This is a genomic window from Streptomyces sp. NPDC001380, assembly GCF_042895785.1.
In the GTDB taxonomy this organism is placed as follows: domain Bacteria; phylum Actinomycetota; class Actinomycetes; order Streptomycetales; family Streptomycetaceae; genus Peterkaempfera.
On record NZ_JBIAWP010000021.1, the window covers coordinates 30,337 to 50,263 of the forward strand.

Below are 19,927 nucleotides of genomic sequence, written 5' to 3' on the forward strand. Positions count from 1 at the left end.
GGTCAGGCCGGGGACGGGAGGGGGCCGGGCCGCGGGCGGAGGGCCGGGTTGAGCAGCGGGAGGCCGCCGCCCCGGGCGGCGTTGAGGACCCGGGCGAGGACCAGTTCGTGGTCGCCGACCGGGACGGTCCGCTCGACCCGGCACTCCAGCCAGCCGACCGCGCCCCCCAGCAGCGGCACCCCGCCGAAGGTGCGGCCCGCCCAGACCTCGGGGGCGGGGCAGCCGAGGCCGGTGCCCCGGTCGCGGCGCGCGAAGTACCGGGCCAGCGCCTCCTGCTGCGCGGCCAGCCCGTTGACCGCGAAGGACGGCGTGCGCAGCAGTTCGGCGAGCCCCCGGCTGCCGCGCCGCAGGGCCACCGAGACCATGGGCGGTTCGACCGCGGCCAGGGCCAGGGTGCTGACCGTGACGCCGTGCACGGTCTCCCCGGTCCCGCAGGTCAGCACCGCGACCCCGGTGGCGAACCGGCGCGTGACCGCCTCCGGCGTGTCGCGCCGGCCGCCGGCCGGCCAGTCCGCCGGGCGGTGGTGCGCGGTGACGGCGTTCACGGGGTCCTCGCGCCGAGCTGCTCCACCAGCGGCCCCCGGCCGGCCCCGTGCGCCCCGAGCTCGCGGCGGAACCGGAGGAAGGCCGGGTGCGCCACCGGTTCGAAGTGCAGCGCGAAGGGCTTGAGGAAGTTGCCGAACAGGGCCCGGTCGCCGAACAGGTGGACGGGGACGACGAGCAGCGCCCACTCGGCGCCGTGCAGCCAGATCCAGGCCAGGACCACCAGGCCCTGGGTGACCAGGCTGTGCATCACGTTGTAGAGCACGTAGTAGGCCCGGTGGATGCGCTTGTCCCGGCTGCGGTGGTAGGCGATCGCGCCGGGGACGTAGCCGACGAGGTCGATGTACAGGAACAGCCCGGCCGCGGGCAGCCAGCGCACCTCGCCCAGGTGGGTGAGGAGGAGGGCGGACGCGACCACCAGGCCCAGCCCGTACTCCAGGCGCACCAGCCGGTAGGTGGCGGGGGTGTCGAAGGTGTTCTTCGCGTCCATCAGGAGACCCCCGCCGCGACCGCCGCCACCGCGCGGGCGACGGCCTCGTCGCCCTCCACCGCGGCGTCGTCGAAGAGGCTGATCACCACGCGGGCGATGGTCTCCTTGAACACCCGCTCGGCGACCGGGTCGAGGATGCCGGCCAGGCTGGGGATGCCGAAGTCGAACTCCGTCCGGAAGGCGATCAGGCTGTCCGGCCCGTCGGCGGTGACGAGCCAGCCCCCGGTGAGCTCGGCGAAGTCCCCGTCGGTCTGCTCGAAGCCGATCGCCCGCCCGTCGTGGTCGAAGCGGTCGGTCTCGGTCCAGCGCAGGATGCCGTTGCGGAAGTACACCTCCCAGTCGCTGCTCTCCTCCAGGGGCGAGACCTGCCGGACCGTCACCGACCGCACCACGTCGGTGAACTCGGGATACCGCGAGAAGTCGCGGATGCGGTCGAAGGCCGTGCCCGGGTCGACGTCCCGGGCGCGGATGGACACGTGGGCGCTACGCATGGGTTCGGTCACCTTCCGTCGTGGGCGCTGCGGGCGTGTACCGGGCGGCCTGCGCACGGCACGCGCGGTCGACCGCCTCGTACAGGAAGTCCAGGTCGGCCCTGGTGAGGACGGCCGGCGGCGTGAACCGCAGGACCAGGTGGGAGTTGAGGGAGTGGTTGGCGACGACGCCCTGCTCGACCAGCCCGATCAGCAGGTCGCCCGCCGGCCCGGGCCGGTCGAACTCGACGCCCAGCAGCAGGCCGCGGCCGCGGACCTCGCGCACCGCGGCGCCGTAGTGGCCGCGGACGATCCGGCCGAGCTCCGCCAGCAGCTCGCCGCCCAGCTCGTGCGACCGGGCGACGAGGTCGTCCTCCCGGATCGCGGCCAGCGCGCCGCGCGCGGCGGCCATCGCCAGGGGGGCGCCGGAGAAGGTCGAGGTGTGCAGGTAGGGGTCGCGGTCCAGGACGGAGAACGCCTCGGGGGTGGCCACCACGGCCGAGACCGGGACCACGCCGCCGCTCAGGCCCTTGCCGACGAGCAGCACGTCCGGCGAGACGCCCTCGGCGTCGGCGCCCCACCAGCTGCCGAGCCGCCCCAGGCCGGTCTGGATCTCGTCGAGCACGAGGAGCGCGCCGTACCGGTGGCACAGCTCCCGCACGGCGCGCAGGTAGCCCGCCGGGGGGATGACCACCCCGGCCTCGCCCTGCACCGGCTCCACGAAGACGCAGCACTCGCCGGGGGCGGCGGCCAGCACCCCCTCCAGGGCTGCGGCGTCGCCGTACGGGACGTGGGCGGTGTCCGGCAGCAGCGGCCGGAAGGGGTCCTGGAAGAGGCTCCTGCCGGTGAGGCTGAGGGCGCCCATGGTCTTGCCGTGGTACCCGCCGCCGGCCGCCACCAGCCGGCGCCGGCCCTGCGTGCGGGCGATCTTGATCGCGGTCTCGACGGCCTCCGCGCCGGAGCCCGCGAAGTGGACCCGCTCCAGGCCGGGCGGGGCGACCGCCACCAGGGCGTCGGCGGCGAGCGCGGCCTGCGGTTCGAGGAACAGCCGGGTCGCGACGGGGTGGGAGTGCAGCTGCTCGCTGACGTGCCGGACGACGGTGGGGTGCCGGGCGCCGGTCAGGAAGACCCCGTAGCCGCCGCAGTTGAGGAACCGCCGGCCCTCCGCCGTGGTGACCCAGGCGCCCTGCGAGGCGACCTCCACGTGCCCGCCGAACAGCTCCCCGAGGGTCGCGCGGCCCCGGCTCAGCCGGGTCCGGTACAGCAGGCCGAGGTCCCGGCGGCCGGGGACGGCGGCGGGGGACGGCGTCGTTGTCGCGCTCATGAGTCCTCCTCGGCTCTCAGGACAGCCGCAGCGGGGCGCCCGCGACGTGGTCCAGCAGGGGGCCGGTGAAGGCGGTGCGGGACGGCGGGTGGAAGGACAGGCCGTGCGAGGCGGCCGCGAGGTAGGCGATGTCGGACGAGCCGATGAACGCCGTCCCGCCGAGCAGCTCCAGGGCCAGCCGTGCGGCGTCGCCCAGGGCCTCCTGGGCCGCGTAGCGGGCGATCAGGGTGCGGGCCAGCGCCTCGTTGCCGACCTCGCCGTCCATCACCGCGCGGGCGACCCCGTCGAGCAGCTGGGCGGCGGTCTCCAGGCGGACGACCAGCGCCGCCCGGTCGGAGTCGCTGCCGCGGCGGCGCCCGGTGACCCGCTCCACCAGGCCGCTGACGATCCCCAGGTAGCAGGAGGAGATCAGCAGCTCGAACCAGATGAAGCCGACGGTCTGGAGCTCGTCCAGCTCCCCCGCGGCGCCGGGCTCGGCGGTCCGCATCAGCAGCTGCTCGTCCACGAACACGTCGGTCAGGCGCACCTCGTCGCTCTCCGCGCCGGCGAGCGCCCAGCTGTTCCAGAAGGGGTGGACGCTGATCCCCTCGGTCTTCCGGGGGACCAGCAGGACGGCCGCCTCCCGGCCCTCCCCGTCCGGCGCGGGCAGGCTCACGCTGGCGGTCAGCAGGTCCATCGAGCGGGAGAGGCTGCACGGCTTCTTGGACCCGTTGACCAGGTAGCCGCCGTCGGCCGCGTCGGCCCGCATCGTCGGGCTGAGGATGCCCTGTCCGGGGTTCCCCTCGGCGAACCCCGAGGCGACCAGCAGCCCCTGCTCGGCGATGCCCTCCAGCAGCGCCCACTCCATCCCGCTGCTCCTGATGCTGTCGGCGAGCGTGAAGAGCGTGGCGACGGAGAAGTGGTGCATCGTCGTGGCCACGGCCAGCGAGGGCGCGCGGGAGGCCAGCGCGCGGACCGCGGCCATCGCCTGCAGCGGGTCGGCGCCCAGGCCGCCGTACGTCCTGGGGATCACCAGGCCCGGGCCGCCGCAGGCGCGGAAGTGGTCGAGGGCGGGGCTCCGCGGTGCCTCCAGCTCGGCCAGCGGCGTGGCGTCGAGGAGGCCCAGCAGGCCGGGGAGGAGGGACTCGCAGGTGTCGCGGGCGGCTTCGAGCGTGCGCATGGATCGGGTTCCTCGATTCCTGGGTGCGGCGGTCCGCGGGCACGGCGGTCCGCGGGCACGGCGGTCCGCGGGCACGGCGGTCCGCGGGCACGGCGGTGCTCCGGGCCGCGCCGGGGTGCTGCGGCGCGGGCCCCGGCCGCCGGCCGGTGCGGTGTCGGGGGAGGGGTCAGCGGGCGGCGTCCTGCAGGGCCTGCCAGGCGCCGAACACCGCCTCGCGGGGGCGGGAGCCGGGCGAGACGCTCACCCCCTGGACGTGCGAGGTGCGCAGGATCGGGTAGTTGGCCTCCCCGAACACGCCGCCGGTCAGCCCGGTGCCGCCGTGGGTGGGCAGGTAGGGCAGGAAGCCGATGTGCGAGTCGTTGACCTTCAGCAGCCCGCCCCGGGTGATCCGGGTGACGAAGCGGTCGACCACCCCGGGGTCCCGCGCCCACACCGAGTTGCGCAGGCCGTACGCGTTGCTGTTGACGAAGTCGACGAACCGGTCGAGCAGGACCTCGTCCGGGCCGGGCCCGGCGGCGACCACGGGCAGCAGCGGGAAGAAGGTCTCGTGGCGCACGGCCCGGACCTCGCGCGCCCGCTCCATGCCGCGGACCAGGACGACGGTGGGCTCCAGGAAGATCCCGGCGCTGTCCCTGGTCCCGTCGGCCTGCATCGCGTGCCCGCCGCACACCAGCTCCGCGCCCTTCCCCAGGGCGTCGGCCAGGCAGTCGAAGAACTTCTCGTTGCGCAGCACCGGGGTGAGGAGCACGTCCTCCTCGCCCGGGTGGCCGGGGCGCACGTGGGCCGCCTTGCGGGCGAGCAGCGCGACCAGTTCGTCCGCCACGTCGGGGTGGGCGAGCACCTGGTTGGGGATCATGCACAGCTGCCCCGAGCCGTAGAAGCTCTCGGTCAGCGCCTCGGCTGCCAGGTCGAGGTCCGCGTCCTTCCAGACCACCACCACGTCGTTGCCGGCCAGTTCGAGGATCGGCTTCTTGCCCGCCGCGACGCAGCGCTCCTGGAACCGCAGGCCGTTGGAACTGCTGCCGAAGTACATGACGTCGTCCACCAGCGGGCTCTCCAGCCACTGCGTGAGCAGCGGCGCCGGGTCGCCGCACAGCACCCCCAGGGTGCCGGGGGGCGCGCCGACCTCCTCCAGCACCGGGGCGACGACGTCGTGCATCACGTACATCACGCCGAGCGGCGCGCTCCGCGGCGCACGGACGACCAGGGCGTTCCCGGCCATGACCGAGGTCACCCCGAGCAGCGCGCTGGACAGCGGCGCGTTCTGCGGCGGGTTCAGGCACACCACGCCGTCCGGGCGCCGCCGCACCGAGATGCTGCGCGCCCCGTGCCGGAACTCCTGCAGCATCTGGTCGCGGTAGAAGCCCGTCGACTCGGGGCCGAAGCACTCCAGCATCCCCGAGACCTGCCAGCGGGCCAGCGCCAGCGGGTGGCCCTCCTGGACCAGGATCCGGGTGATCTCGCCGGCCTGCTCCCGCAGGCGGCGGTGGAGCAGGGCCCCGAACCGCCCGATCCGGGTCTCCTGGGGGAGGGCGGCCCACTGCGGGGCGGCGCGGGAGGCCGCTTCGAGCGCCCGGGCGGAGGTCTCCCGGTCGGCCTTGGCCACGCGTCCGACGATGCTCGGCGGGAGGTCCCCGGCGGGCGGCCGGCCGCTCTCCAGCCGGCGCTTGAGGGACAGGCTGGCGAAGGCGTCGTCGAGCAGGGCGCCGGCGTCGACGACGTAGACCCACTCCGGGCCCGGAACGCTCTTCCCGTCGACGAGGGAGAGGTAGGTCGGTATGCCGGAGTGCGGTGTTCCGGAATTCTGGCGGTGCGGCGCCGAAGGTGCCGTCCGGGTGCTGCTCACGCAGGGCCTCCGCTCGGGAATTGCGAACTTCCGTGCATCGGGAAGGACTCTTCCAGCGACCCCTGAGAAGCCCCTGAGAAGTCGCTGAGAAGCCCCGGAGACGGGTCTGAGACGGCCGTGTAAGGGCGGTCGAAGGGGAATCGGCAACCATGGCGGACCGGGCGTACGCCCTCCACGGCGCGACGACAGGGGAACGAGATGGCGGCGGTCGGCGGGACGGTCGGTCACGAATACGTGCTGGAATCACTGCGCAAGTACGGCGAGAACCCCAGCGGGTTCCTGGCGCTGAACACCGGGAACTCCTATTTCGCCGACCCCGCCGCCGACGGCTTCGTCGCCTACCGCGAGGCGGGCCGGTACCTGGTCCAGTTCGGCGGGGTCTTCGGGCCGCCCGACGGGCGGCGGAGCCTGCTCGGCGCGTTCCTCGGGCACGCCCGGTCGGCCGGCCGCCGGGTGGTCGCCATCCAGCTCCAGCGCGAGGACGCCGAGCTCTACGCGGACTGCGGCTTCACGGTCAACCAGGTGGGCGCCTCCTACTCGGTCCCCCTCCCCGGCTACTCCCTGCGGGGGTCGAGGTTCGTGAAGCTGCGCAACAAGATCTCGCGCGCCAGGCGCAGCGGCCTGGAGGTCCTGGAGGCGCCGTACGAGGCGTACGCCGGGCAGCTGGCGGCGATCGACCGGTCGTGGCTGGTGGGCAAGGGGCGCCACGTCAAGGAGATCGAGTTCCTGGTGGGCCAGTGCGGCGGGCCGGTGCAGGACCAGCGGCGGCTCCTCGTCGGGCGGCTGGACGGGGCGCCGGTGGCGTACATCTCCTACTCGCCCGCCTTCGGCTCCCGCCCCGGCTGGCTGCACGACCTCAGCCGCCGGCTGCCCGACGTGCCGCCGGGCGTGATGGAGGCGATCAACCTGCACGCGGTGGAGGGGTTCCAGCGGGAGGGCGCGGAGTGGCTGCACTTCGGCTTCACCCCGTTCACCGGGCTGGCGCCGGAGCACGAGGTGCCCGGCGCCAGCCCGACCGCGGGCCGGTTCATGCGGTTCCTGGCCGACCGCGGGGAGAAGGTGTACCCGGCGGCGAGCCAGCTGGCCTACAAGGACAAGTGGGGCCCGCAGCTGGTGCTGCCCGAGTACCTCGCCTTCCACGGGCGGGCGAGCCTCGGGGCGGTCTGGCAGGTCCTCCGGGTCACCAGGTCGGTGTGACCGCGTGCGGCCCGGGCCCGGGACCCGCCGCGGCGGCCCGGCCGGGCCGCTCCGGCGCCCCGCGGCGGGGGCGCCGGTCGCGTCCGGCCGCCGGCCGTGACGGGCCGCCGGCCGTGACGGGCCGCCGGTCACGTCGGGGTCCCGGTCACATCAGGGACGGGTCCTGCCGCAGGACCTCCTCGAACCTGGTCCGCAGCGAGCGGCACGGCTCCAGGCCCAGGCTGTCCGCCAGGCGCCGGCGCGTCCGGTGGTAGGTGTCCAGCGCCTCGGCCTGCCGGCCGGAGCGGTAGAGCGCGGTGATGAGCTGCTCGCAGAAGTGCTCGCGCAGCGGGTACCGGGCGTGGAGCTGCTCCAGCTCGGCGACCACCGCGCGGTGCTGGCCCAGCCGCAGGCGGGCGTCGAAGAGGTGCTCGTAGGCCGTGAGCCGGACGCCCTCCAGCCGGGTGTACGCCATCCGGCAGGAGAGGCCCTGCCCGGTGTCGAGCAGCGCCGGACCCCTCCAGAGGCCCAGCGCCCCGGTGAGCAGCTCGACGGCCCTCGCCGGCTGCGTCCCCTGGACGGTCTCCGCCTCGGCGACCAGCCGCTCGAAGCGGAAGGCGTCGACGGCCTCCTGAGGGAGCGCCAGGGCGTATCCGGCGGCCGAGGTCTGCACCGTGTCGCGCAGGCGGCCCTTCCCGGCACCGACGGCCAGCAGGCGGCGGAGCCGGGCGATGTGGCCGTGCAGCGAGTTCTCCGCGCTGCGGGGGGGCTCCTCGTCCCACAGTTCGTCGATGAGCTCGCTGCGGGGGACGGGTCGTCCCGCATTCAGCGAGAGGACGGCGACGATCGACCGTAACTTCTCCCCGGGGACGCGGACGGGGCGGCCGTCCTCCGACACCTCGAGTGGTCCGAGCAGACTGATCTGCACTTCTTCCCCCCATGTTTCTTCTGCACCGTGAAGAGCGACGGGGAGACGGATTTCCGATGGATTTTCCGGGAATGTGCGGAAGGAGCCCGGCGCCGCCCCCCTGCCCCCTGCAGGCGGGTGGCGCGGTTCCGCTTTCCGTGCATGCGGAAACCGACCCCCGTGTCGTGCATGACCCGAACGGTACGGCGTCCGGTTTTCGCGGTCAATGCCGTGGGGGAGCGGATCCGGCGGCGTGCGGCCGGACTCCGGTGGCCGGCTGGAATTGCGGGTCGAGAATTCCAGGTCCGCGCGCGTGCGCCGATGCCGCGCACCCCCCGGTTCCGCGGCCGCGGGCCGCCGCTGTGACGCGAATCACGCCGGGCGGCGGGGCCCCGTCCGCGGTGCCGGCGCGACGGCGTCCGGTGGCCGGTGCGGCACGTCCCGCCCGCCCCCTCGCCGTACCGGCCCGGGAGGAGGGCCGGGGGCCGGATTCCGGCGGCAGCGGGCCGGGGGCCGCGCCCGGTGCGGCCGTCCGCGCGCCCGTCGGGCGGCGGTCCTGCCGGAGGGGACCGCGGCGGCGCCGCACCGGCCCGTGAAGCCGTGCCGTCCGGCGAGGCCGTGGCGGGCTGTCGGCGCGGGTGCTCCCGTGCCCGGCGGTCAGGACGACCGGACCTGGTCGAAGAGGGCGAGGGCCTCGGCGGGGTCCGGGCTCACGAGGCGTTCCAGACCGGCCGCCGTGATCCTCGCCCACCGGCCGGCCCGTGCCCACATCCGTTCCTCGAAGGCGCGGACGGCCTCTTTCGGATCCCCGGGACCGGCGGCGGCGGACTCGGCGAGTTCGGCGCCCTCCAGCATCGCGAGGTTCGCGCCCGCCCCCAGCGGGGGCATCAGGTGGGCGGCGTCGCCCAGGAGCGTCACCCCGGGGACGTGGGTCCAGGTGTGGGACACGGGCAGGACGTGGAGGGGGCGGCGGACGAGGGCGGTGCCGTGGCGGAGGAGGTCGAGGACGGGGGCGGCCCAGCCGTCGAACAGGGCCAGCAGGCCCGACCGCACGGCCTCGACGTCGGCCGGGTCCCGGTCCTGGCCCGTGCGTCCGTCCGGCGGCACCTGGCAGCGCGCCTCCGGCCCGCATGTGACGAGGATGTCGTCCACGGGCCGCTTCCCCGCACTGTCCAAGGCCGTGCACGACGGCACGGACGTGGACGCCGGGACGTCCTTCGCGACCGGCCTGGAGCGGGTCCTCGACGCGGTGGCCGCCGGACTCGCCCGGCCCCCGGCGTGACGCCCGGCTCCTGCCGGACGTGAGCGGGGCCGGGTTCGGGGGCGGTGCCCGCCGGCCGTGCGGGCCTGCGCCGCCGCCCCTCCTCGACGCCGGTGCCGCCGTCGGGCAGGGTCCCCGCCCGGCCGCCTGCCCGTCCGTCAGGAACCCGGCCTGCACCCCGGACCTCCGGACCTCCGGACCTCCGGACCTCCGGACCTCCGGACCTCCGGACCTCCGGACCTCCGGACCTCCGGACCTCCGGACCTCTGGACCTCCCGGCGGTCGGCCGGCGGCGGCCGCCGAGGACCCCGCTGCCGCAGGGGTCCGGGCCGCACCCCGTCCGAGCACGCCCGGAACTCGGCGCAGGGTTTCGCCCCGATGCCCCCCGGCCCCTGTCCCGGGTGCGCGCGGCGGCGCGGGACGCGCCCTGCGCACGGCCCGGACCCCTCGCGGCCACGGCGTCGGGAGCGTCCCCGGCTGCACGGGCGTGAACGGGGGAAAGGGATTCCGGCGGTTTGCGAAAACGCCGATTTCCATCCTTCGGGGGAATGCGAGGATAAAATCCCGGCTGAACCCGGCGTGCGATGCGCCCCGGCCGTCAGGAGACGTGGAGACGTGGCCGCGCAGCCCCCCTCACCACGCAGGTTCCCGGAGGAGTTCGCACGGCTCCGGGAGGCGCTGGTGCGGTCCGGCGACCTCGCGGAGGTCCCCCACATCCTGCTGGCCGCGCTGAGCTGCCTGGGGCGCGTGGGGTGGGCCCTCCTCCAGGTCGAGAGCGGGGGGCGGCACCTGTACCCGGACGCGGCGCACGGGCTTCCCCCCGAGTGGAGCCCGTCCGCCTTCCCCCTGTCCGGCGACGAGTGGCCCGCCGTGCGGGCGGCCGCCGGCGAGGCGGGGTTCGGCGCCGGACCGCAGCGGCCCTACCCGCTGGCCCGGACGGACGCCCCCGCCGCCTGGGCCGCCCTGCCGCTGGCCGGCGCCGCGTCGGTCCTCGTGTGCCTGCGCCCCGGCAGCGGCGGGTGGAGCGCCCACGAGCGCGACTGCCTGCTGCGGATCGCCGGAGCCGTGGCCGACCTGCCCGCGTCCACCGCCCACCCCGGGGCGCGCCTCGTGCGCGACCCCATCCGCATCCACCCGGTCAGCCGGGGGACGTTCGCCTTCGACCCCGTCTCGCAGCGCGTCACCTGCGACCGCACCTTCGCCTCCCTGCACGGGATCCCCGGACGGGCCGGTTACCACCTGCGGACGCTCCTCGCGCTCCTCCCCGCGGAGGAGGCGGCGCGCGTGCGCCAGGCGGTGAACCGCATGAGCGGCGAGCCCGGCGAGTGGGAGGTCGTCTACCGCGCGCCGCGCCCCGACGGTACGGCCTACCTCCGTGCCCAGATCCTGTCCACGGTGAACACCGGCACCGGCCGCGAGACGGTCCGGGGGACCGTCACCGAGGTCACGGAGGAGTTCCTCGACGCCGCGGCCGACCTCCAGCGCCTCCAGCGGAACCGGCTGCGCCGCACCGGCCGCCTCGCCGCACTCTCCGCAGCGGTGGCCTCGGCCGCCGGCACCGCGGAGCTCCTGGCCGCCGTCCACGCCTCGCTCGCGCCCGCCGGCGTCGCCGCACTGCTCCTCGCGGAGGGCCGGGGCGGCCGGGTGGAGGTGGTCGCCACGGCCGGGCGGGCCACGGAGGAGCTGGCGGTCCTCGACGGCACCCCGCTGGACTCCAGCCTGCCGCTGTGCGACGCACTCCGCCGCCAGCTCCCCGTCTTCGCCACCTCCCCGCAGGACCTCGTGGACCAGTACCCCCACCTCGCCCTCCTCGCGCCCAGGCTCGAGCACAGGGCCTGGGCGGCGCTGCCGGTGCCCACCCCCGCCGCCGCGCACCCCGCGGCCTGCCTGGTCTCCTTCGACCGCCCCCACGTCTTCGAACCGCAGAACGAGGCCCTGCTGGTCGCCGCCGCGGAGCTGCTGGGGCAGGCCCTCCAGCGCTGCCGCGCGTACGACGCCGCCTGTGCCCGCACCGCGGCCCTCCTGGACTCCGTCCGGAACACGCCGTTCTGGCACACCCCGCAGGGGTGAGGGGCGGATCCGCCGGGCGCGCGGGCCGGCGGCGGCACCGGCGGCCGTGCGGGGCCGGGCGGGACCGGGCGGGCCGCGGCTGTGCAGAGCGGTACCCGGGAGGCGCGGCGCTGTGCGGACCGGTACTGGCGCGGGCCCGCCCGGCGGCCGAGGATGGGCACCGCGCTCCGGGGACGGTGCGACGGCGGGGAGCGGTGGGCCGGGCAACGGGGGTGCCCACCGACCCCGCCGCCCCGGCCGCGACCCCGCCGCCCCGGCCGCGGCGCCGCCGGACCGCGCCCGGGGAGGGCGCGCCGGAGCCCCTCACCGGGCCCGGACGGCTCCCGGCACCCCTGGGCCGCCGACGCCGCCGCGACGCATCCCCCGCCGTCCGGCGCCCCCGCCCCCGCCCCCGGCCCGGCCGAGGGGCAGGACCCCGACCCGTCCCGCAGGCCCGCCGCCGGGCGCCCGGACGTGCTGTCCCGGGCTCCGGGAGAGGGACGACGCGCGGTCGGCGAGCCACAGGTCGTACCGCGCGCTGGGGGAGTGCAGCAGGGACCGCCGGAGCAGCGCCTCGGCGCGGATGAGGCGTTTGCGCACCGCGGCGGCGCTGATGCCGAGGGCCGCCGCCGTCGGGGCCAGGCGCGCGTTGTGGGCCAGCCAGGTGCGGACGGTCGCGGCCGCCGACGGCGTCCCGCCCTCGGCGAGGGGCCGCAGCAGGACGTCGGCCCAGTGCGCGGCGGCCGGGGTGGCGAGCAGCGCGTCCAGACCGGGGGCTGCGGCGCCCGCCGGACCGGGGGCCGCCGGGCCGGGAACTGCGGTGTCCGCCGGGCCGGCGGCGGCCTTCAGGCGCAGGGCGAGGTGCGCGGCGGCCTGCCCCGGCAGCGAGCACAGGTCCAGCCCGAGCAGGTCCTCCAGACGGCGGAGCCTGGCCGAGAGCGTGTTGCGGTGCACCTTGAGGTGCCGTACGGCGCCCCCGCCGAAGTCCAGCCAGGAGGAGAGGGTGGCGAGGAGCTCCCCGGCGTCCGGGTCGGTCCGGCGCACGGGGGCGTACCCGGTGAGGGGCCCCAGCAGCCGCCGTGCCCAGGCGGCCCCCGCGGGCCCCAGGAAGGCGGCCGGCTCGCCCTGCGTGTCGAAGGCGGCGCAGCGGCCGGGCGCGGACCGGGCGACGGCCAGCGCGTGGAAGGCCTGGGCGTAGCCCGCGGCCGTCTCCCGCAGCGGCAGGACGCCGCTGACGCCTACCGCGCACCCGTGGGGCGGCGCGTCCGCACCGCCGGCGGGCGGGTCCACGGCCGCGGGGGCCACGACGAGGAGGTGGCGCGCGTACACCGGGCAGGGCACGACCCAGGCGCGGTCGCCGATCCCGCGGAGCCGGTCCCCGGCGAGCTCGCCGCGCCTCCCGGCCGGCCCCTCGACCACCCAGACCCGGACCGGGTCGGGCAGCCGGGGGAGCAGCGTCGCCGCGATGCGGCTCGCGGACGGGACGTCGCCGGCCATGAGCAGGTGCAGGACCGCCTCCCGGCTGCGGGCGTCGGCCTCCCGGGAGCGCCGTACCAGCCGGTCGGCCTCCTCGACCCGCCGGCAGAGTCCGACCATGCGGGCCGTGTCGGCCACCAGCTGCGGCAGCCCCGCCCCGCCGGGCCCGGTCCCGACCACCGCCAGGACGGGTCCTGCCGCGTCCGTGCCCGCCGCGGCGAACCAGCCCGTGCAGCCGTCGCGGTCCACCCGCGCCGCCCCGGCGCCCCGCGCCGCCATGCTCCGGGCCCCCTCCGCGGCGAGCGCCGCGACCGGCGGTCCGCACGGGGAGCCCCGCCCCGCCGCCGCGTGCAGGACGGCCCCGCCGGCGTCCAGCAGGGCCGTCCACCGGCCGCTGCGCCGCGCCAGCCACTCCAGGAGCTCCCGCGTCCCCCCGGGGCCCGCGGCCAGGCGCTGCAGGGCGAGGAGGTGCTCCGCCCGGACGGCGGCCGTCCCCGGCGGCGGGTCCTCGGGGGCTCCCGCCCCGCCGGCCCCCGCCTCCTGTCCGGGTCCGCCCCGACGCCGCGTCACCTCGTCTGCGAGGACCGCCTCTTCACGATGCACCCGCACATCCTCACCCCTCGGCCCTCCGGCGCGCGCAGCCGGGTGGCGGCTGCCGGCCGCCGTGCGGGAGGCGGCCGCGCGCAGCCGGACGCCCCGGCCCGCCCGGCCGCCGCCCGGGCGATCCGGCCGGGCGCGGGTGAGCACCCTACACCTCGACTCGGACATTTCCGACAAAAATCAAGATTCTCTGCAAAAAGCATTGATTGCCGGTCCGTCCGTGCCTACGGTGGCTTCCAGGCGACGTTCGAACAGAATTCGAACACGGGTGGCGGCCGCACGGGCGCGCCCCGCACCGGGGAGGGCGACACCCCCTCCCTCCGGCCCGCCCCCGAAGCGCAGCCGGGAACGCCGCCGGGAACGCCGCCGGGAACACCGTCGGGAACGCCAGGAGGAAGCGGCATGGGCCACATCACCTTCACCCCCGCCACCAAGGAGCGGGCCAAGGCCCGCATCGCGCTCACCGGCCCCACCGGGTCGGGCAAGACCTACACGGCCCTGGTCCTCGCCGCCGGGCTCGGCAAGCGGATCGCCCTGGTCGACACCGAGCACGGCAGCGCCGCCAAGTACGCCGACGAGTTCGCCTTCGACATCCTCCCGCTCAGCGCGTTCCAGCCCGCGACCCTCGTCGACGCCCTCGCGGTCGCCGCCCACGAGGGCTACGACGTCGTGGTCGTCGACTCGCTCTCGCACTTCTGGTCCGGTACCGGCGGCATGCTGGAGCAGGTCGACAACGCGGCCCGGCGTGCCGGGTCGGGCAGCAGCTTCGCCGGGTGGAGGGAGGCCCGCCCCCAGGAGCGGGCGATGATCGACGCCCTGCTCGCCTACCCGGGGCACCTCGTCGCCACCATGCGCACCAAGACCGAGTACGTCGTGGAGACCGACGACCGCGGGCGCAAGGTGCCGCGCAAGGTCGGGCTCCGGCCCGAGCAGCGCGAGGGCATCGAGTACGAGTTCGACATCGTGGGCGACCTCGACCACGAGAACACCCTGGTCGTCTCCAAGTCCCGCGCGAAGCCCCTGTCCGGCATGGTCCTCCGCAAGCCCGGCCCGGAGTTCGCCGAGGCCGTCCTGGCCTGGCTCGACTCCGGCGGGCCCGCCCCGTCCGTGTCCGGCTACCTCGAGGCGGCCACCGCCCCGGGCGCCGCCTACGAGGACCTGCGCGCCCTCTACGAGGACGCCCGCCGGCACAACCTGCTCGGCGCCGCCGTCCTGGACGGCGAGGAGTCCCGCACCCTCGGCGAGGTGATCGTGCGCCACGGCACCGAGGCGAGGCGCCGGGCCGGGAGCGGGACCGGGGGAGGGCCCGCCGACGGGCCCGCGGCCGGACGCCGGCCCGGTCAGGACCGCGAGCCGGAGCCCGCACGGAAGGAAGCGGCCGCATGAGCCTCAAGGACGACGCGGCCAGGGCCGCCGTGCTCCGGGTGCTGCGCGACGCGGTCGACGCCGAGTACGGGGCCGCGCGCCGCTCGGTGCTCGAAGGGCTGCGTGCGGCCCGCGCCGAACTCGACCTGAAGTCGGTGCGGGTGACCCTGCCGGACGGCACCCCCATCGCCACCCTCACCCTCGTCGACCCCCGGCCGGCGGTCGTGGTCGCCGACGAGGGGGCCTTCACCGCCTGGGCGGCCGAGAACCACCCCGGCGAGGTGGAGGTGGTGGTGCGGGTGCGCGCCGCCTGGCAGCGGCAGTTCCTCGCCGGGCTCGCCTGCCTCGAACCGGTCGCCGACCCGCGCACCGGGGAGGTCGTCCCCGGACTGGCCGCGCCGCCGCCGCCCGTCCCGCGGTCGTTCAGCCTGCGGCCCGTCCCGGGCGGACCGGAACGGGTCACCCGGGCCTGGAGCAGCGGCGCGCTCGACCTGCGCCGGCTGCTCGCCCCCGGAGGAGGCGCGCCGTGACCGCCGCCACCGACCGCGGACGGGACGGGCCCGCCGCCCTGTGGTTCCTGCTGGCCCGGTCCGGCCATCTCGCCTGCGGCCGCTGGACGTTCGAGGACGGCGCCCTGTGCTGCGCCTGCGGCGCCGTCCTGTACACCTACCGGGACCCGCCGGCCGCGACGGCGCCCCCGGCCGCGACGCCGCCACCCGGGACGGCGGGCGGCGGCGCGCAGAGGCCCTCCGGCGCGCTCCCCCGCGGAGCGGACCGCCCGGCACCGTCCGACGGGACGGGCCCGCCCGTCGCCCTGGCCGTCGTGGCGCTCCCGTCCACGCACCCCGAGGGGGACGCGGCGGACGCCGCCTGGCGCCTGCTGCTCGCCGACCTGGACGTCGCCGACGCGCGGGCCGCCGCGTCCCGGCTGGACCGGCGGCGTGGCCGCACCACCACCGCCGCCGACCTCTGCGCCGTGACGCGCGCGGTCCGCGAGGAGCGGCTCACCCGCGAACCCCCGCCCCTGCCGGACGCCGGCCCCGACGACCCGCAGCGCCCCCGCACGGAGCTCTTCGCCCTGCTCGCGGCCATCGCCTCGGGACGGTGCGCCGGACGGCCGCCGGCCGCCCCGGCGGCGGCCCCCCGCACCGGTCCGGAGGACGACGTCCTGCGCGCCCGCGCCCTGCGCGTGCCCTGCCCCTGGTGCCGGGCCGCCCCCGGAGGCCCCTGCGCCACCCCCCGGCTCCGCATCCCGCTGACCCGGTCCCCCGCCCATCCGGCGCGGCTCCGCGCGGCGGGGCTCGCCGGGCCGCAACAGCCGCGGGCGCTGCACCGCCCGCCGCACGAGAGGAACCCCCATGGCCGGTGAGACCGTCGTCACCGTCGTCGGCAACCTGACCGACGACCCCGAGATCCGCTTCACCCCGTCCGGGGACGCGGTCGCGCACTTCACCGTCGCGTCGACGCCCCGCGTCCTCGACCGGCAGACGGGCGAGTGGAAGGACGCCGAGACCCTCTTCCTGCGCTGCTCGGCCTGGCGTCAGGAGGCGGGGCACGTCGCCGAGTCCCTGGCGCGCGGCACCCGCGTCATCGTCCAGGGGCGGCTGCGCCAGCGGACCTTCGAGACCCGGGAGGGCGAGCGGCGCACCGTGGTCGAGTGCGAGGTCGACGAGGTCGGCCCCTCGCTGCGGTTCGCCGCCGCGAAGGTCGTCAAGGGGCCGTACGGGAGGGTCCCCGACGGTCCGGGCCCCGGCGGGGACCTGCTCGGCGGCGACCGCTCCGGCGACCCGTCCTCGCGGGACGGGGCCCCGCACGAGGCACCGCACGAGGACCGGAACGACGCCGGGCGGTACGCCGCCGGAGCGGGCGAACAGCCCTTCTGACCGGCGCGGGCACCGCGGAGGCGGACCGGCGCGCCCGGGCACCCGCCCCACCGGCGACCGGGAACCCGAGGGCGGCACCCGGCCCTCCCCGCCCCGCCCGCCCTTCCGAGCACCGACGGAGGAGGACCACGATGAGCTGGAACGACACCCGCGGCAGCGGCACCCCCACCGCTGCCGCCGCCGCCGCCGCCACCGCCGCCGCCGACGGCGGGGACAGCGGGGACAGCGGGGACCGGGCGGTCGAGGCGGCGCTGCGGCCCAGGGACCTGGGCGAGTTCATCGGCCAGGAGCGGGTGCGCGAGCAGCTCTCGCTGGTGCTCCAGGCCGCCCGGCGGCGCGGCGCCGCCCCGGACCACGTGCTGCTCAGCGGTCCGCCCGGCCTGGGCAAGACCACCCTGTCCATGATCATCGCCGCCGAGCTGGAGGCCCCCCTCCGGATCACCTCCGGGCCCGCCATCCAGCACGCGGGCGACCTCGCCGCCGTCCTCTCCTCCCTCACCGAGGGCGAGGTGCTCTTCCTCGACGAGATCCACCGCATGTCCCGGTCGGCGGAGGAGATGCTGTACATGGCGATGGAGGACTTCCGGGTCGACGTCCTCGTCGGCACCGGCCTGGACGCCGCCTCGGTCCCGCTGGAGCTGCCGCCCTTCACCGTGGTCGCCGCCACCACCCGGGCCGGCCTGCTGCCGCCCCCGCTGCGCGACCGCTTCGGCTTCACCGGCCGCATGGAGTTCTACGCCCCCGCCGAGCTGGAGCGCGTCGTCCACCGCTCGGCCGGGCTCCTCGACGTGGAGATCGAGGACGACGGCGCGGCCGAGATCGCCGGCCGCTCCCGCGGCACCCCCCGCATCGCCAACCGGCTGCTGCGCCGCGTCCGCGACTACGCCGAGGTCCGGGCGGACGGCGTCGTCACCCGCGGGACCGCGGCCGCCGCCCTCGCGGTCTACGAGGTCGACGCCCGCGGTCTGGACCGCCTGGACCGCACGGTGCTCGACGCGCTGCTCCGGCTCTTCGGCGGCGGCCCGGTGGGCCTGTCCACGCTGGCGGTCGCGGTGGGGGAGGAGCACGAGACGGTGGAGGCCGTCGCCGAGCCGTTCCTGGTCCGCGAGGGCCTGCTCGCCCGCACGCCCCGGGGCCGGGTCGCCACCGCCGCCGCCTGGGAGCACCTGGGGCTCGCGCCGCGGCAGGACGCCGGTGCGGGCCCGGTGGGGCCGGGTTAGGCGCCGCCGTGCTGCCGCTCAGCGCGTCCGCACCGGCCGCTGCTCCGGGGCCCGTCCGGACCGCGGGCGCCTCCCGCGGGCCGCCCCGGGCCCCGGTGTCCGGTGCCGATCTAAGCTGTCCGCATGCACCTGCGCCCGACGTACGAGAAAGCGGCGACCGGTGGGTCCGTCCCGCAGGCCGGCGGCCTGGAGGACGTCGGACGCCTGCTGGCCGGGCGGGACGTCGCGGTCCTGAGCGGCGCGGGGCTCTCGACCGAGTCGGGCATCCCCGACTACCGGGGCCCCGGCGGCAGTCTGCGGCGGCACACGCCGATGACGTACCAGGAGTTCACGGCGAGCGAGGAGAACCGCCGCCGGTACTGGGCCCGCAGCCACGTCGGCTGGCGGACGGTCGCCCGGGCGGAGCCCAACGCCGGGCACCGGGCGGTCGAGGCGCTGCGCAGGTCCGGCCACGTGTCCGCCGTCATCACCCAGAACGTGGACGGGCTGCACCGGGCGGCCGGCACGCGCGACGCCGTCGAACTGCACGGGGGGCTCGACCGCGTGGTCTGCCTGGGGTGCGGCCGCACCAGCGCGCGCGAGGACCTCGACCGCCGCCTGCACGCGCTGAACGGCTCCTTCCGGGACGCGGGCGCCAGGGTCAACCCGGACGGGGACGTCGAGCTCCCGGACGCGCTGGTCGCCGCCTTCCGGGTCGCGCCGTGCGAGGCGTGCGGGGGAGTCCTCAAGCCCGACGTCGTCTTCTTCGGCGAGAGCGTCCCCAAGGCCCGGGTCCGGCTCTGCTACGACCTGGTCGACGCCGCCCGCGCGCTCCTGGTCCTCGGGTCGTCCCTGACGGTCATGTCGGGCCTGCGCTTCGTCCGCCACGCGGCGCGCACGGGCAAGCCCGTCGCGATCGTGAACCAGGGTGCGACGCGCGGGGACGACCACGCCGCGGTCCGGGTGTCCCGGCCGCTGGGTGCCGCGCTGACGGCCCTCGCGGAGCAGCTCGGAGCGCTACCGCCCCCTGCCTGACGTCCGCACCCGCCCGGACCTCCGGTCCGCCCCGGAGGCGGCCGCCGGCCTCGTCGGGCGCCCGCGGGCCGTCCGGCGCCGTGGCCGGCGGGTCCGGACCCGCCCGGTGGCCGGCGGGTGCGGCCGCGCGGCCCGGGGGGACGGCGGGTGCCGGGGACCGTCACGGCGGTCCGGCCGGGTGACGACCCGCCAGGAGGGGCCTTCCGGCACCCGGAGGGGACGGTGCGGATGGGCCAAACGGCAGAACCGGCGCGCGCCCTCGCCGGGGCCCTGCCTACGGTGAGCGGGCTCGGGGACCCGAATCTGTGTTCAGAGGTGAAAACCGCATGTCCAAGAGCTTCATGCGTTTTACTGCCACCGCCGTCCTCGCCGCCGCCACCGCCGCCCTCCCCCTGGCCGGCACCGCCTTTGCCGCCTCCTCCGGGGAGGCCGGCAGTGTCAGCGGCTACTGCAAGTACCACGACTGCGCCGGCACCGACGGCAGCCGTGGCAGCGGCGGGTTGGGCCAGGGCGGCCGGGGCGACGAGGGCCGTGGCAACGGCGGCGGCCGCGGGGACGAGGGCCGCGGCAACGGTGTCGGCGGCGGCCTGGGGGATGAGGGTCGCGGCAACGGCGGTGGCCGGGGTGACGAGGGCCGCGGCAACGGTGGCGGCCGGGGTGACATCGGCCGCGGGGATGAGGGTCGCGGCGACGGTGGCGGCCGCGGGGACGAGGGCCGTGGCAACGGCGGTGGCCGCGGGGACGAGGGCCGTGGCAACGGCGGTGGCCGCGGGGATGAGGGCCGTGGCAACGGCGGTGGCCGCGGGGATGAGGGCCGTGGCAACGGCGGTGGCCGCGGGGATGAGGGCCGTGGCAACGGCGGCGGCCGGGGTGACGAGGGCCGTGGCAACGGCGGCGGCCGCGGGGACGAAGGGCGCGGTCGGCACCACGGGCACCACGGCCACCGGTACCACGGGCACCACGGCCACCGGTACCACGGGCACGGCCGCCACGGCCACGACCGCAGGTACCACGGCCGCCACGGCCACCGGCACCACGGTTACGGCCACAAGCACGGCCACCGGCACCACGGCTACGGCCACAAGCACGGCCACCGGCACCACGGCTACGGCCGCCACGGCCGCTGACGAGGGACCGCGGCGGC

General features: G+C 77.1%; 17 protein-coding genes and 2 pseudogenes. 10 read left to right on the forward strand and 9 right to left on the reverse strand.

The genetic code is table 11. The features are described 5' to 3' along the window. Window positions 1–2: 2 nt before the first annotated feature. From ACFY07_RS22880 to ACFY07_RS22905, 6 genes are all read right to left on the reverse strand, one after another. Window positions 3–545, reverse strand: coding sequence for a flavin reductase family protein (locus ACFY07_RS22880; RefSeq protein WP_230654604.1), 543 nt, complete (start codon window positions 543–545; stop codon window positions 3–5). Next, on the reverse strand, window positions 542–1,033 hold the full coding sequence (locus ACFY07_RS22885; protein WP_390871140.1) for a hypothetical protein: 492 nt from the start codon (window positions 1,031–1,033) through the stop codon (window positions 542–544). Before ACFY07_RS22885 ends, ACFY07_RS22880 begins: the two co-directional genes overlap by 4 nt. Then, window positions 1,033–1,524, reverse strand: a complete 492-nt coding sequence (locus tag ACFY07_RS22890) for a type II toxin-antitoxin system RatA family toxin (RefSeq protein WP_230654607.1) — start codon at window positions 1,522–1,524, stop codon at window positions 1,033–1,035. Before ACFY07_RS22890 ends, ACFY07_RS22885 begins: the two co-directional genes overlap by 1 nt. Next, complete coding sequence (locus ACFY07_RS22895; protein ID WP_390871142.1) at window positions 1,517–2,827, reverse strand: aspartate aminotransferase family protein; 1,311 nt, start codon at window positions 2,825–2,827, stop codon at window positions 1,517–1,519. The genes ACFY07_RS22890 and ACFY07_RS22895 overlap by 8 nt, the downstream gene beginning before the upstream one ends. Before the next feature lie 16 nt (window positions 2,828–2,843). After that, on the reverse strand, window positions 2,844–3,986 hold the full coding sequence (locus tag ACFY07_RS22900) for an acyl-CoA dehydrogenase family protein (RefSeq protein ID WP_390871144.1): 1,143 nt from the start codon (window positions 3,984–3,986) through the stop codon (window positions 2,844–2,846). Between the two features lie 166 nt (window positions 3,987–4,152). Beyond that, entirely contained in the window at window positions 4,153–5,832 is a 1,680-nt protein-coding gene (locus ACFY07_RS22905; RefSeq protein WP_390871146.1) for an aldehyde dehydrogenase family protein, read from the reverse strand. 198 nt (window positions 5,833–6,030) lie between these two features. Here ACFY07_RS22905 and ACFY07_RS22910 point away from each other — a divergent pair, with 198 nt between their 5' ends. Continuing rightward, window positions 6,031–7,029, forward strand: coding sequence for a bifunctional lysylphosphatidylglycerol flippase/synthetase MprF (locus tag ACFY07_RS22910; RefSeq protein WP_390871148.1), 999 nt, complete (start codon window positions 6,031–6,033; stop codon window positions 7,027–7,029). Window positions 7,030–7,174: 145 nt separating this feature from the next. On the opposite strand, the gene ACFY07_RS22915 is transcribed toward ACFY07_RS22910, so the two are convergent. Next, window positions 7,175–7,936 (reverse strand): BTAD domain-containing putative transcriptional regulator, encoded by a 762-nt coding sequence (locus ACFY07_RS22915; RefSeq protein ID WP_390871150.1) that lies wholly within the window; start codon window positions 7,934–7,936, stop codon window positions 7,175–7,177. Window positions 7,937–8,572: 636 nt separating this feature from the next. Continuing rightward, window positions 8,573–8,989: pseudogene (locus ACFY07_RS22920) on the reverse strand (FAD-dependent oxidoreductase); the annotation flags it as partial. 34 nt (window positions 8,990–9,023) lie between these two features. Here ACFY07_RS22920 and ACFY07_RS22925 point away from each other — a divergent pair. Both ACFY07_RS22925 and ACFY07_RS22930 read left to right on the forward strand, forming a co-directional pair. Beyond that, window positions 9,024–9,197 (forward strand): annotated as a pseudogene (locus ACFY07_RS22925) (TetR/AcrR family transcriptional regulator); the annotation flags it as partial. A 594-nt stretch (window positions 9,198–9,791) separates the two neighbouring features. Continuing rightward, the gene (locus ACFY07_RS22930) at window positions 9,792–11,246 is read left to right on the forward strand and encodes a hypothetical protein (protein WP_390871152.1); all 1,455 of its coding nucleotides are present in this window, start codon (window positions 9,792–9,794) and stop codon (window positions 11,244–11,246) included. Window positions 11,247–11,549: 303 nt separating this feature from the next. On the opposite strand, the gene ACFY07_RS22935 is transcribed toward ACFY07_RS22930, so the two are convergent. Continuing rightward, a complete protein-coding gene (locus ACFY07_RS22935) occupies window positions 11,550–13,304 on the reverse strand; it encodes a PucR family transcriptional regulator (RefSeq protein ID WP_390871154.1) in 1,755 nt (584 codons plus the stop codon). A gap of 399 nt (window positions 13,305–13,703) precedes the next feature. Here ACFY07_RS22935 and ACFY07_RS22940 point away from each other — a divergent pair, with 399 nt between their 5' ends. The 7 genes from ACFY07_RS22940 (at window position 13,704) to ACFY07_RS22970 (ending at window position 19,910) form a co-directional block, all read left to right on the forward strand. After that, entirely contained in the window at window positions 13,704–14,687 is a 984-nt protein-coding gene (locus ACFY07_RS22940) for an ATP-binding protein (RefSeq protein ID WP_390871156.1), read from the forward strand. Further along, window positions 14,684–15,196: a hypothetical protein gene (locus ACFY07_RS22945; RefSeq protein ID WP_390871158.1), complete on the forward strand. Its 513-nt coding sequence runs from the start codon at window positions 14,684–14,686 to the stop codon at window positions 15,194–15,196. The genes ACFY07_RS22940 and ACFY07_RS22945 overlap by 4 nt, the downstream gene beginning before the upstream one ends. Further along, window positions 15,193–16,035 (forward strand): hypothetical protein, encoded by an 843-nt coding sequence (locus tag ACFY07_RS22950; protein WP_390871160.1) that lies wholly within the window; start codon window positions 15,193–15,195, stop codon window positions 16,033–16,035. The genes ACFY07_RS22945 and ACFY07_RS22950 overlap by 4 nt, the downstream gene beginning before the upstream one ends. Continuing rightward, window positions 16,025–16,549 (forward strand): single-stranded DNA-binding protein, encoded by a 525-nt coding sequence (locus ACFY07_RS22955; RefSeq protein WP_390871162.1) that lies wholly within the window; start codon window positions 16,025–16,027, stop codon window positions 16,547–16,549. Before ACFY07_RS22950 ends, ACFY07_RS22955 begins: the two co-directional genes overlap by 11 nt. A 131-nt stretch (window positions 16,550–16,680) precedes the next feature. Next, window positions 16,681–17,769 carry a Holliday junction branch migration DNA helicase RuvB gene (gene ruvB / locus ACFY07_RS22960; protein WP_390871164.1) on the forward strand — a complete coding sequence of 363 codons (1,089 nt, stop codon included), beginning with the start codon at window positions 16,681–16,683 and terminating at the stop codon, window positions 17,767–17,769. Window positions 17,770–17,892: 123 nt separating this feature from the next. Further along, window positions 17,893–18,783 carry an NAD-dependent protein deacetylase gene (locus tag ACFY07_RS22965; RefSeq protein ID WP_390871166.1) on the forward strand — a complete coding sequence of 297 codons (891 nt, stop codon included), beginning with the start codon at window positions 17,893–17,895 and terminating at the stop codon, window positions 18,781–18,783. Window positions 18,784–19,109: 326 nt separating this feature from the next. Continuing rightward, complete coding sequence (locus tag ACFY07_RS22970; protein ID WP_390871168.1) at window positions 19,110–19,910, forward strand: hypothetical protein; 801 nt, start codon at window positions 19,110–19,112, stop codon at window positions 19,908–19,910. Window positions 19,911–19,927 lie beyond the last annotated feature (17 nt).

Bases quoted from the DNA above. Each gene is read 5' to 3' on its own strand.
- ACFY07_RS22965 (WP_390871166.1), top strand. From the start codon at position 17,893: ATGCACCTGCGCCCGACGTACGAGAAAGCGGCGACCGGTGGGTCCGTC.
- ACFY07_RS22885 (WP_390871140.1), bottom strand. From the start codon at position 1,033: ATGGACGCGAAGAACACCTTCGACACCCCCGCCACCTACCGGCTGGTG.
- ACFY07_RS22940 (WP_390871156.1), top strand. From the start codon at position 13,704: ATGGGCCACATCACCTTCACCCCCGCCACCAAGGAGCGGGCCAAGGCC.
- ACFY07_RS22900 (WP_390871144.1), bottom strand. From the start codon at position 3,986: ATGCGCACGCTCGAAGCCGCCCGCGACACCTGCGAGTCCCTCCTCCCC.
- ACFY07_RS22895 (WP_390871142.1), bottom strand. From the start codon at position 2,827: ATGAGCGCGACAACGACGCCGTCCCCCGCCGCCGTCCCCGGCCGCCGG.
- ACFY07_RS22945 (WP_390871158.1), top strand. From the start codon at position 14,684: ATGAGCCTCAAGGACGACGCGGCCAGGGCCGCCGTGCTCCGGGTGCTG.
- ACFY07_RS22910 (WP_390871148.1), top strand. From the start codon at position 6,031: ATGGCGGCGGTCGGCGGGACGGTCGGTCACGAATACGTGCTGGAATCA.
- ruvB (WP_390871164.1), top strand. From the start codon at position 16,681: ATGAGCTGGAACGACACCCGCGGCAGCGGCACCCCCACCGCTGCCGCC.
- ACFY07_RS22955 (WP_390871162.1), top strand. From the start codon at position 16,025: ATGGCCGGTGAGACCGTCGTCACCGTCGTCGGCAACCTGACCGACGAC.
- ACFY07_RS22890 (WP_230654607.1), bottom strand. From the start codon at position 1,524: ATGCGTAGCGCCCACGTGTCCATCCGCGCCCGGGACGTCGACCCGGGC.
- ACFY07_RS22970 (WP_390871168.1), top strand. From the start codon at position 19,110: ATGTCCAAGAGCTTCATGCGTTTTACTGCCACCGCCGTCCTCGCCGCC.